Origin of the sequence: Klebsiella sp. B345 (assembly GCF_051131735.1) — a bacterium.
In the GTDB taxonomy this organism is placed as follows: Bacteria; Pseudomonadota; Gammaproteobacteria; order Enterobacterales; family Enterobacteriaceae; genus Klebsiella.
In genome coordinates this window covers 4,693,230-4,704,953 of sequence record NZ_CP180443.1, presented here as the reverse complement: position 1 = coordinate 4,704,953, position 11,724 = coordinate 4,693,230, and the positions used below count along the sequence as shown (strand labels likewise).

The window sequence follows — 11,724 nt, the reverse complement described above, 5'->3', positions numbered from 1 at the left end:
CAGCGCGCGCAAACATAACGCGGAATTTGGCTAAAGCGGATAATTTCCCGCCCTAATCGGCGCGACCACGCGCCAGCCAGAGCACCCGGGAAAACATTTTCTTCAGCAGCGTTGGCACTGACTCAATGCCACGACGCCCGGCTTCCATTGCCACTTCAATCGCCAGATCCGGTTTCGACGAGCGATGAATCGCTTTGGTGATCACCCGGCGCATGTTCATCGGCACGTTCGGCGGCAGTTGCGCCACCCGATGATATACATCGTTGAAGCCCTGGCGGTACATAAAGTGTTCCATATCCAGCGCCGGCAGCACGGTCAGATGGTCGCGCTCCAGATCACGATCCTCGTTGAGCAGGCTGCGCACCGTGGCGGCATATTTTTTTCCGGCTTCATCGCCATCAACCAACACGTGCCACTGAATACCCATCCGGCGGGCAAACTTAATCAGCGGCTTGAGGCCTGACTGGGCAAACTCAATGACCTTGACCCCTTCAGCATCGAAATGGTGCCCACACTGTCGGGCCAGTTCGTTGATGACCCAGGTCTCGGTCTCCCCTTCCACCAATAGCCAACAGCGGGCAAACAGTGAAGAGGCACGATTAAAACGGATATGAAAAGCAATGCGCCGGCTGTCTTCGGCGTTCATTCCACCCGGCCCGAGCCGCCAGGCCGAGACGCGCGAAGACTCGCGCACCAGTCGACAAACATGCTCCACCGGCGTCAGCGACAGCAGTTCACCGGAGTTGGTGGTGGTAACCCGCTGCAACGGCAGTAAATTAAGGAGGTGCCAGGCCACCGACAGCATGATCGGATGCAGGCGGGTTTCCGGGTCTTCGATCAGTAATAAAGGGCGCGCATCACGATCGAGCCGTACTGTCCCTTTTGCCTGTAGCAAGGTTGAAAACAGTCCCAACAGAATCACCCGATGGCTGCGGCCGCCGGGTTTATCAATCATCCGGTTGATAATGTCCAGATAGCGCCAGCTGCGTTGCTCATCATGAGAATGCCGGCGCATCAGCCGGTTGCGGGACTGGGCGCTACTCTGCTCGGCAAAGTAGTGTTCCAGCAGTTGTACCATGGCCGACAACCCCTGACGAATCTGGCTGTCGGTTAGGTTTTGCGGGTGATTCACCAGCTCACGGGAGAGAAAATCCAGTTGTCGGGCGGTTATCTCAATTTGCGGTGAGTGTGGCACGGTGTCGTTGTGAATGCGGCGCATAAAACGCGCATCACGCAGACGCAACACCGGCATCAGCCGCACCAGATGCCGCACCATCTCATCGATATCGTCCAGTTCCAGTGCTTCGCCTTTGCCGTTGATGAAGCTGCGCAGCGTCATCACGCTATCATCTTCCGTCAGCTCACCTTCCAGACGATAAAAAATGCGCTGGTAGCCATCTTCACAGGGCACCCAGCAGTCGTTAATCGGACGGAAACGACGCACCCGATGATGACCGGGCTCGTTCTCACGGAAGGTTAAAATAATATGCAGATGGTGCTCGCGTCCCTGTACATCACCCGGTGGGAACCAAAAATCATCGCGCACAAAGTGGTACAGCTCGAATTCTGGCGACAACAGTAGCGTCAGTGCATCCAGCAGGCTGGATTTACCCCAGGCATTTTCGCCGATCAGAACGTTATTTTGCTCCAGCATCAACGATAAACGATTGATACCGCGAAAACCGACGATCTCTACCCGCTCAAGATGCATATCCCCTCCGCTCAGTAATCACTTTCTCCTTCAGTTATCAGCAGTATAGCGACACATGCCTGAACATGACACTCTTCACCTGCGTCACGCAGCGCCGTAAAGTCCATAATAGGACCAAGATATGATTATTCACCATGCTATTCGCTTTAAAAATAATTCATGCTGTAAAGTGGTTATCTTTATTATTTTTGTTCTACACTTTTCTTGAATGACCACTGGCAAAAGGATTAAGATCACATTGCCCTAAATCAAATTATATTTAGTTATTTGGCTAGCCGCAGGATGACGATTGTTAATAAAATAGCGTCGCTTTATTTTTATCTTCATCCTTTGCGTCGATAAATAAAGATCGGCACGAGAGCTCGTGCTCTTTTACATTATTTTTTGAGGTGGTTATGTTTAGAAAATTAGCAGCAGAATGCTTTGGGACATTCTGGCTTGTGTTTGGCGGCTGTGGTAGCGCCGTTCTCGCAGCAGCATTCCCGGAACTGGGAATTGGCTTTGCCGGCGTCGCACTGGCCTTCGGTTTAACCGTATTAACCATGGCATATGCTGTTGGTCATATTTCCGGCGGTCATTTCAACCCGGCGGTCACATTAGGTCTGTGGGCCGGCGGTCGTTTCCCGGCGAAAGACGTGATTGGTTATATTATCGCTCAGGTAGTTGGCGGTATCATTGCTGCAGCTGTACTGTATGTCGTTGCCAGCGGTAAAGCCGGCTTTGATGTTGCTGCCAGCGGTTTCGCTTCGAACGGTTTCGGCGAACATTCACCGGGTGGCTACTCCATGCTTTCCGCGATTGTTATCGAAATCGTCCTGACCTGCGGCTTCCTGCTGGTCATCCATGGCGCAACGGATAAAAATGCACCGGCCGGCTTCGCACCTATCGCGATTGGTCTGGCGCTGACCTTAATCCACCTGATCAGCATCCCGGTCACCAACACCTCTGTTAACCCGGCACGTAGCACCGCGGTCGCTATTTTCCAGGGCGGTTGGGCGCTGCAGCAGCTGTGGCTGTTCTGGGTGATGCCAATCATCGGCGGTATTCTGGGTGGCGTACTGTATCGTACTCTGCTGGAAAAACGCGATTAATCACCAGATTGATTTCCTGAGAGGCCCGGCAATGCCGGGCTTTTCTTTTTTTTGACGCATCTTTACTCGGTTCGGTGATTTGGGTAGTGTCAGGGGCGCTATTCTCACTCTGCAAGGACCAGACCGTTCATGTTTTCGGGATTATTAATCATTCTTCTGCCGCTGGTTATCGGCTACCTTATTCCTCTGCACCAACCCTCGGCACTGAAACTGATTACACGGTTGTTGAGCTGGATTGTTTACGTCATCCTCTTTTTCATGGGGATTAGCCTCGCCTTCCTCGACAATTTATCCAGCAATTTGCTGTCGATTCTTCATTATGCTGCGGTCAGCGTTGTGGTGATCCTGTTGTGTAATATTGCAGCACTGCTGTGGCTGGAACAGAAAATGCCGTGGCGCCACCCCCACCGCCAGGAGAAATTACCGTCCCGGGTCGCAATGGCAATGGAATCCCTGCAACTGTGCGGCGTGGTGCTTATTGGGTTCCTCGTTGGTCTGAGCGGTTTGTCATTTTTACAGCACGCTATCGAGGCCAGCGAATATACGCTGATCTTCCTGCTGTTCCTGATTGGTATTCAGCTACGAAATAATGGAATGACCCTGCGCCAGATAGTGCTTAACCGTCGCGGTATGATTGTAGCGGTGGTGGTGGTGGGCAGTTCAATGATCGGTGGGATCATTAATGCCTTTATTCTCGACCTGCCGCTGAAAACCGGCCTGGCGATGGCCTCCGGCTTCGGTTGGTATTCGCTTTCCGGGATCCTGTTAACCGAATCCTACGGCCCGGTGATCGGCAGCGCGGCTTTCTTTAACGACCTCGCCCGCGAACTGCTGGCTATTATGCTAATCCCCGGTCTGGTACGTCGCAGTCGATCAACGGCATTAGGGCTGTGCGGCGCCACCTCAATGGACTTCACCCTGCCGGTACTGCAACGTTCCGCGGGCGTCGATATCGTCCCTGCCGCCATCGTTCACGGGTTTGTACTAAGCCTGCTGGTGCCGGTTCTCATCGCCCTTTTCTCTGCCTGATATCGCATACCACGCCCGTTATCCCTGGGATACGGAGCGTGGTTTTCAGGCCACCACGATGACTTTCCGCCGCCAGGCCCCGGCAAATTTGCGTTAAATCAATCTCCATTTAAATTGTATTAGAAATACCTTTTATCCCTTCGATGACAGGCATAACCTTAAACATGTATCTAAAATATAACTTTAAAAGGTGTGACCATGTTTTGTGTGCAATGTGAACAAACCATCCGTACTCCGGCAGGGAACGGCTGCTCTTACGCGCAGGGTATGTGCGGTAAAACAGCAGAAACCTCCGATCTCCAGGATCTGCTGATTGCCTCTTTGCAAGGCCTGTCCGCATGGGCGTTGAAGGCGCGTGAATATGGCATCATCGATCATGATATTGATAACTTTGCCCCACGGGCATTTTTCTCCACCCTGACCAACGTCAACTTCGATTCCCCACGAATCATTGGCTATGCGCGCGAGGCTATCGCCATGCGTGAAGCGCTCAAAGCGCAGTGCCAGCAGATTGCGCCCGGTGCCAGCGTCGACAACCCGATGGCCGATCTGCAGTTGGTCAGCGACGACCTCGGCGACCTGCAGCGCCAGGCGGCGGCATTTACCCCCAACAAAGACAAAGCGGCGATTGGCGAGAACATTCTCGGCCTGCGCCTGCTGTGCCTGTACGGTCTGAAAGGCGCGGCAGCCTATATGGAACACGCCCACGTTCTCGGTCAGTACGACAACGATATTTATGCCCAGTACCATAAAATCATGGCGTGGCTCGGCACCTGGCCTGCCGATCTGGACGCGCTGCTGGCGTGTTCGATGGAAATTGGCCAGATGAACTTCAAAGTGATGAGTATTCTGGATGCCGGTGAAACCACTAAATACGGCCACCCGACCCCGACTCAGGTCAACGTGAAAGCAACGGAAGGTAAGTGCATCCTGATTTCCGGTCATGACCTGAAAGACCTGTACAACTTACTCGAACAGACCGACGGCACCGGCGTTAACGTCTACACCCACGGCGAAATGCTGCCTGCTCACGGTTACCCTGAACTGCGCAAATTCAAACATCTGATCGGTAACTACGGCAGCGGCTGGCAGAACCAGCAGGTGGAATTCGCGCGCTTCCCTGGGCCTATCGTGATGACCTCCAACTGCATCATCGACCCAACCGTGGGTGCCTACGATGACCGTATCTGGACCCGCAGCATCGTCGGCTGGCCGGGCGTGAGCCATCTTGAAGGCGATAACTTTGCACCGGTTATCACTCAGGCACAGCAAATGGCCGGCTTCCCGTACAGCGAAATTCCACACTTGATTACCGTCGGCTTTGGCCGTCAGACTCTGCTGGGTGCCGCGGACACGCTGATTGACCTGGTGAGCCGCGAAAAACTGCGTCACATCTTCCTGGTCGGCGGCTGTGACGGCGCGCGCGGCGAACGCAACTACTTTACCGATTTCGCCACCAGCGTCCCGGATGACTGCCTGATCCTGACCCTGGCCTGCGGTAAATACCGCTTCAATAAACTGGATTTCGGCGATATCGAAGGGCTGCCGCGTCTGGTAGATGCCGGTCAGTGCAACGACGCCTACTCAGCGATTATTCTGGCGGTCACCCTGGCCGAAAAACTGGGCTGCGGCGTCAACGACCTGCCGCTGTCGCTGGTGCTTTCCTGGTTTGAGCAGAAAGCCATTGTCATCCTGCTGACCCTCCTGTCGCTGGGCGTGAAGAATATCGTCACCGGGCCAACCGCGCCAGGCTTCTTCACCCCTGACCTGCTGGCCATTCTCAATGAGAAATTCGGTCTGCGTTCGGTCACCACCGTCGAACAAGATATGCAGCAGTTGCTGAGCGCGTAAGGAGTTAAGCCATGACCATGCCAACCCATCAGTGCCCGTGGCGAATGCAGGTTCATCACATTCATCAGGAGACGCCGGATGTGTGGACCATCTCGCTGCTGTGCCACGACTACTACCCGTATCGTGCCGGGCAGTACGCTCTGGTCAGCGTGCGCCAGTCGGCGGACACCCTGCGTGCCTACACTCTCTCTTCAACACCGGGGGTGAGCGAATACATTACGCTGACCGTTCGCCGTATTGACGACGGTACCGGCTCACAGTGGTTGACCCGCGACCTGAAGCGCGGCGACTACCTCTGGCTGTCAGATGCGATGGGTGATTTTACCTGTGACGATAAAGCGGATGACAAGTTCCTGATGCTGGCGGCCGGCTGTGGCGTCACGCCAATCATGTCGATGCGTCGCTGGCTGGCAACCTATCGTCCGCAGGCTGATGTGCAGGTGATTTTCAATGTCCGCTCGCCGCAGGATGTGATTTTTGCCGACGAGTGGCGTCAGTATCCGCTGACGCTGGTCGCGGAAAACAACGCCACCCACGGTTTTGTCTCCGGTCGCCTGACGACGGCGTTACTGCAAAGCGTACCAGACCTCGCTTCGCGCACCGTGATGACCTGTGGACCGGCGCCTTACATGGAGTGGGTTGAGCGGGAAGTGAAAGCGCTGGGCGTAACGCGGTTTTATAAAGAGAAGTTCTTTACGCCGGTGGCGGAGGCCGCCAGCGAAGGACTGAAGTTTACGAAGCTCCAACCGGCGATGTCATTCTATGCGCCGGTCGGCACCACGCTGCTGGAGGCCATGGAGAGCAACCGCGTCCCGGTTGTCGCCGCCTGCCGCGCGGGCGTTTGCGGCTGCTGCAAAACCAAAGTGGTCTCCGGGGATTACACGGTCAACAGCACCATGACGCTAAGCGACACAGAAATCGCTGAGGGCTACGTGCTGGCGTGCTCCTGCCACCCGCAGGGCGACCTGGTCCTGGCGTAATCCAGTGCTCTTATCCGGCCTGTGCCAGCAGCGGCAGGCCGGATTAATCGTTAACGTCACACCCGCCATTTATTAGCGCCAGGCCGAATTTCCCACCACCGAATAACGTCCCGCCCCAAGACAGGCAATCGCCAGCGCGCTGATAAAGAAATAGACCAGACTTTCAATCGCCCAGGCCCCCACTGCATCCAGCATAAAGGTTTTGCCGGTCCCCACCATCAGCCATGCCACTACCATGGTAAACGCCAGCACCAGCGCCGCCGGACGTGTCAGGATCCCGAGAATCAGCAGGCACGGCACCACCACTTCCCCCACCAACACACCATACGCAATAAACCCCGGTAATCCTTTGGCAACCAGCATGGCGCTGATCCCGCCTACACCATCAAACAGCTTATGCAACCCGTGAAATAGCATTAGTCCGCCAACGGCAAGTCGTAACAAGAGTTTGCCGGCATCCTCATGCGATAGCATTTTATTAACAGTATTTAACAGTGATTTAACCATTTGAAATGATTCCTGTTTACCCTTTTGAGTGTTCACAGAGTATGCGGAATTTGTGCGGAATAACACCAGCGGAAAATGAGGGGGATCAGGGCACAGAACGGTCAGTTTCATCTAAGCTTGTAAGCGTTATCACAAAAAGGAGATGGAGAACCATGAAACAGACCGTGGCGGCATACATAGCAAAAACCCTTGAACAGGCTGGCGTCAAACGCATTTGGGGCGTCACCGGCGACTCCCTCAACGGACTGAGCGACAGTCTGAATCGAATGGGTACCATCGCCTGGATGCCCACCCGTCATGAAGAAGTTGCTGCTTTTGCAGCGGGTGCAGAAGCACAGCTCACCGGCGAACTGGCGGTATGCGCCGGCTCCTGCGGCCCTGGCAATCTCCATCTGATTAACGGCCTCTTTGACTGCCATCGCAATCACGTCCCGGTGCTGGCGATTGCCGCCCATATTCCCTCCAGTGAAATCGGCAGCGGCTATTTTCAGGAAACCCATCCGCAGGAGTTGTTTCGCGAATGCAGCCATTATTGCGAGCTGGTCTCGACGCCGGAGCAGATCCCGCAAGTGCTGGCCATCGCTATGCGCAAAGCGGTGATCAATCGCGGCGTTTCGGTGGTGGTGTTACCCGGCGATGTTGCCCTGAAAGCGGCGCCGGAAAGCGCCAGCACCCACTGGTACCCGGCGCCGCTCCCGCGGGTGGTCCCTGCGGAAGAGGAGATCAAAAAGCTGGCCCAGGTGCTGCGCTACTCCAGTAACATCGCGCTGATGTGCGGCAGCGGCTGCGCCGGGGCGCACGCCGAACTGCTGGCGCTGGCGGAAAAATTAAAAGCCCCGATTGTCCACGCCCTGCGCGGAAAAGAGCATGTTGAGTACGATAACCCCTATGATGTCGGGATGACCGGGCTGATTGGTTTCTCCTCCGGTTTCCATACCATGATGAACGCCGATACCCTGCTGCTGCTCGGCACACAATTCCCTTATCGCCCCTTCTACCCCACCGATGCCAAAATTATCCAGATTGATATCAACCCCGGTAGCATTGGTGCTCACAGTAAGATCGATATGGCGCTGGTCGGCGATATTAAATCCACCCTCAGCGCGCTGCTGCCGCACCTGGAGGAGAAAACCGACCGTCAGTTCCTCAATACCGCCCTTGAGCACTATCGCGACGCGCGTAAGGGCCTCGACGATCTGGCGAAGCCGAGCGAAAAAGCGATCCATCCTCAGTACCTGGCCCAACAGATTAGCCATTTCGCCGCCGACGATACCATTTTCACCTGCGATGTCGGGACACCCACCGTCTGGGCCGCACGCTATCTGAAAATGAACGGCAAACGCCGGCTGATCGGCTCATTTACCCACGGCTCGATGGCCAACGCGATGCCACAAGCGATTGGAGCCAAAGCCACAGCGCCGGAACGTCAGGTGGTGGCCATGTGTGGCGATGGCGGCTTTAGCATGCTGATGGGCGACTTCCTCTCGCTGGCGCAAATGAAGCTACCGGTAAAAATTGTCATCTTCAACAACAGCGTGTTGGGCTTCGTGGCGATGGAAATGAAGGCCGGGGGTTATCTGACCGACGGTACCGAACTGCACGACACCAACTTCGCGCGTATTGCAGAGGCCTGCGGGATCACCGGGATCCGCGTCGAGAAAGCCAGCGAGGTCGATGCGGCTTTGCAGACCGCCTTCAGTACCGATGGCCCGGTGCTGGTCGATGTCGTCGTCGCCAAAGAAGAGCTGGCGATCCCACCGCAGATCAAACTGGAACAAGCCAAAGGTTTCAGCCTGTATATGCTGCGGGCCATCATCAGCGGACGCGGTGATGAAGTGATCGAACTGGCGAAAACCAACTGGCTCAGGTAAAACAGTCTTTTGGTTTATCCCCACCATCATGCCTGACATCGTCATGTGGTCAGCCTGATAACGCCGACGACAGCCGCAAGGGTGTCGCCGGCGTCAATTAAGGCCCCCGCAGCGAATCCCTGCAGGATGAGCACCCAGAAGGAAATGCCGTGATAGATTTACGCAGTGATACCGTAACCCGTCCAGGACTCGCCATGCGAGAAGCGATGATGGCCGCACCGGTCGGAGACGATGTGTATGGCGACGATCCGACCGTCAATGAACTCCAGCGTTATGCCGCCGAACTTGCCGGCAAAGAGGCCGCGCTGTTCCTGCCGACCGGCACTCAGGCCAACCTCGTCGGCCTGCTCAGCCACTGTCAACGTGGCGAGGAATATATCGTCGGCCAGGGCGCGCATAACTACCTGTATGAAGCGGGCGGTGCGGCGGTTCTCGGTAGTATTCAGCCGCAGCCCATTGATGCCGCCGCCGACGGCTCGTTACCGCTAGATAAAGTCGCGGCAAAAATTAAGCCTGACGATATTCACTTTGCCCCGACCCGTCTGCTCAGTCTGGAAAACACCCACAACGGGAAAGTGCTGCCGCGCGACTACCTGAAATCCGCCTGGGAATTCACCCGTGAACACAACCTGGCGCTACACGTCGACGGCGCGCGCATCTTCAACGCGGTGGTCGAATACGGCTGCGAACTGCGCGACATCACGCAATATTGTGACTCGTTTACCATCTGTCTCTCCAAAGGGCTAGGCACGCCGGTCGGATCGCTGCTGGTGGGGAGCCATGACTATATTCGTCGCGCCACTCGCTGGCGGAAAATGGTCGGCGGCGGGATGCGTCAGGCCGGCATTCTGGCGGCGGCGGGCCTGTATGCCCTGCAAAACAACGTGCAACGTCTCAAAGAAGATCATGACAATGCGGCATGGATGGCCGGGCAGCTCAGCGCCATTGGCGCCGACGTGACGCGCCATGACACCAACATGCTGTTTGTCCGCGTGGGCGAAGAGCATGCGCAGGCATTAGGGGCATTTATGCAGGAACGTGGCGTCCTGATTAACGCCTCGCCGGTAGTGCGTCTGGTCATGCATCTCGACGTTAATCGCCAGCAGCTCACGGATGTCGTGAGCCACTGGCAGGCATTTTTGCAACGCTAAGGAGTCGGCGTGTCGCAACGAATTCTGGTGCTCGGCGCCAGCGGTTATATCGGCCAGCATCTGGTAGAGGCGCTCAGTCAGCAAGGTTACCCGGTTCTGGCGGCGGCACGCCATATCGACAGGCTACAGAGGCTGAACCTGCCTGGCGTCAGCTGCTTCTCACTCGACCTGAATCAGCCGCAGGGACTCGCTTCCCTGCTGGCACAGGCGGATACCGTTTACTATCTGGTGCACGGGATGGGCGAAGGCGGCGATTTTATTGCCCATGAGCGCCGGGTGGCGCTGAATGTTCGTGATGCCCTGCGCGCCACGCCGGTCAGCCAGCTGATTTTTCTCAGCTCACTGCAGGCGCCGGAAGCCGAGCAGTCGGATCATCTGCGCGCCCGGCAAATCACCGCCGATATTCTGCGCGAGTCCGGGGTGCCGATCACCGAACTACGCGCCGGCATTATCATCGGCGCCGGCTCCGCCGCGTTCGAAGTGATGCGCGATATGGTCTATAACCTACCGATCCTGACGCCGCCGCGCTGGGTACGCTCGCGCACGACGCCGATCGCGTTGGAAAACCTGCTCTACTATCTGGTACAGCTGCTCCGCCATCCAACCAGCGACCATCGCGTGCTGGAGGCTGCAGGCCCGGAAATTTTAAGCTACCAACAGCAGTTCAGGCGTTTTATGGCGGTGAGCGGTAAGCACCGCCTGCTTATCCCGATCCCCTTCCCGACCCGCTGGATTTCAGTGTGGTTTCTCAACGTGATCACCTCCGTTCCACCCACCATCGCACGAGCTTTAATTCAGGGGCTGAAACACGATTTGCTCGCCGACGATCGCGCCCTGCGCGCGCTGATCCCGCAGCCACTTATCGCTTTCGATGAGGCCGTGCGCCGGACCCTGAAAGAGGAACAGCAGCTCGCGAATTCCAGCGACTGGGGCTATGACGCCCAGGCCTTTGCCCGCTGGCGACCGGAATATGGCTACTACCCGAAACAGGCGGGCTGCACCGTCCGTACCCACGCCAGCGCGGCAGCCATCTGGCAGGTCGTTAATCAAATCGGCGGTAAAGAGGGCTACTTCTTTGGCAATATCCTGTGGAAGATTCGCGGCGCTATGGACCTGCTGGTGGGCCATCGGCTGGCGAAAGGCCGCCCGGAAAGGGCCGAACTGCGCACCGGTGATACCGTGGATAGCTGGAAGGTGATTATCGTCGAACCGGAAAAGCAGCTAACCTTATTATTTGGTATGAAAGCGCCGGGGCTGGGCCGTCTGAGCTTTACCCTCAGCGACCAGGGCGACCACCGGACCCTGGATGTGCGGGCATGGTGGCATCCGCATGGGATGCCAGGGCTGTTCTACTGGCTGCTGATGATCCCTGCACATCTGTTTATCTTTCGCGGTATGGCACGGCGCATTGCCCGACTGGCAGAACAAATCACAGACAAATAGGCAGTATGTATTGGATTCTTTCATCATTCTCATTGCATCATGAGGAGAATCACGGAAAAATGCGCACGAAATTCTTTTCTGGGACAGTAG

The 11,724-nt window shown here is 56.3% G+C and carries 9 protein-coding genes; 7 read left to right on the top strand and 2 right to left on the bottom strand.

Going from position 1 to position 11,724, the window contains the following annotated elements; all coding sequences use genetic code 11:
- Positions 1 to 52: 52 nt before the first annotated feature.
- Complete coding sequence (locus ACMYSO_RS22100; RefSeq protein WP_434667890.1) at positions 53 to 1,711, bottom strand: ATP-dependent endonuclease; 1,659 nt, start codon at positions 1,709 to 1,711, stop codon at positions 53 to 55.
- A 395-nt stretch (positions 1,712 to 2,106) separates the two neighbouring features.
- On the opposite strand from ACMYSO_RS22100, the gene aqpZ reads away from it, so the two are divergent.
- The 4 genes from aqpZ to hcr all read left to right on the top strand — a co-directional run bounded on the left by aqpZ (position 2,107) and on the right by hcr (position 6,662).
- Complete coding sequence (aqpZ, locus tag ACMYSO_RS22095) at positions 2,107 to 2,802, top strand: aquaporin Z (protein WP_123756140.1); 696 nt, start codon at positions 2,107 to 2,109, stop codon at positions 2,800 to 2,802.
- 129 nt (positions 2,803 to 2,931) lie between these two features.
- Complete coding sequence (locus ACMYSO_RS22090; RefSeq protein WP_434667887.1) at positions 2,932 to 3,831, top strand: lysine exporter LysO family protein; 900 nt, start codon at positions 2,932 to 2,934, stop codon at positions 3,829 to 3,831.
- 198 nt (positions 3,832 to 4,029) lie between these two features.
- Positions 4,030 to 5,682, top strand: coding sequence for a hydroxylamine reductase (gene hcp / locus ACMYSO_RS22085; protein ID WP_434667884.1), 1,653 nt, complete (start codon positions 4,030 to 4,032; stop codon positions 5,680 to 5,682).
- An 11-nt stretch (positions 5,683 to 5,693) separates the two neighbouring features.
- Positions 5,694 to 6,662, top strand: coding sequence for an NADH oxidoreductase (gene hcr, locus ACMYSO_RS22080; RefSeq protein WP_434585746.1), 969 nt, complete (start codon positions 5,694 to 5,696; stop codon positions 6,660 to 6,662).
- Between the two features lie 72 nt (positions 6,663 to 6,734).
- Here the strand turns inward: hcr and ACMYSO_RS22075 are convergent, their stop codons facing one another.
- Complete coding sequence (locus ACMYSO_RS22075) at positions 6,735 to 7,169, bottom strand: DoxX family protein (protein WP_434667881.1); 435 nt, start codon at positions 7,167 to 7,169, stop codon at positions 6,735 to 6,737.
- Positions 7,170 to 7,321: 152 nt separating this feature from the next.
- Between ACMYSO_RS22075 and poxB the strand changes: the two genes are divergently transcribed.
- The 3 genes from poxB to ACMYSO_RS22060 all read left to right on the top strand — a co-directional run bounded on the left by poxB (position 7,322) and on the right by ACMYSO_RS22060 (position 11,634).
- Positions 7,322 to 9,040 (top strand): ubiquinone-dependent pyruvate dehydrogenase, encoded by a 1,719-nt coding sequence (gene poxB, locus ACMYSO_RS22070; RefSeq protein WP_434667878.1) that lies wholly within the window; start codon positions 7,322 to 7,324, stop codon positions 9,038 to 9,040.
- 149 nt (positions 9,041 to 9,189) lie between these two features.
- Complete coding sequence (ltaE, locus tag ACMYSO_RS22065) at positions 9,190 to 10,191, top strand: low-specificity L-threonine aldolase (RefSeq protein WP_123756134.1); 1,002 nt, start codon at positions 9,190 to 9,192, stop codon at positions 10,189 to 10,191.
- A 9-nt stretch (positions 10,192 to 10,200) separates the two neighbouring features.
- A complete protein-coding gene (locus ACMYSO_RS22060) occupies positions 10,201 to 11,634 on the top strand; it encodes a DUF2867 domain-containing protein (RefSeq protein ID WP_434667874.1) in 1,434 nt (477 codons plus the stop codon).
- Positions 11,635 to 11,724 lie beyond the last annotated feature (90 nt).

What these genes read in the sequence shown, in the direction of transcription:
- ACMYSO_RS22100 (WP_434667890.1), bottom strand. Translation starts at nt 1,711, where the DNA reads ATGCATCTTGAGCGGGTAGAGATCGTCGGTTTTCGCGGTATCAATCGT.
- aqpZ (WP_123756140.1), top strand. Translation starts at nt 2,107, where the DNA reads ATGTTTAGAAAATTAGCAGCAGAATGCTTTGGGACATTCTGGCTTGTG.
- ACMYSO_RS22090 (WP_434667887.1), top strand. Translation starts at nt 2,932, where the DNA reads ATGTTTTCGGGATTATTAATCATTCTTCTGCCGCTGGTTATCGGCTAC.
- hcp (WP_434667884.1), top strand. Translation starts at nt 4,030, where the DNA reads ATGTTTTGTGTGCAATGTGAACAAACCATCCGTACTCCGGCAGGGAAC.
- hcr (WP_434585746.1), top strand. Translation starts at nt 5,694, where the DNA reads ATGACCATGCCAACCCATCAGTGCCCGTGGCGAATGCAGGTTCATCAC.
- ACMYSO_RS22075 (WP_434667881.1), bottom strand. Translation starts at nt 7,169, where the DNA reads ATGGTTAAATCACTGTTAAATACTGTTAATAAAATGCTATCGCATGAG.
- poxB (WP_434667878.1), top strand. Translation starts at nt 7,322, where the DNA reads ATGAAACAGACCGTGGCGGCATACATAGCAAAAACCCTTGAACAGGCT.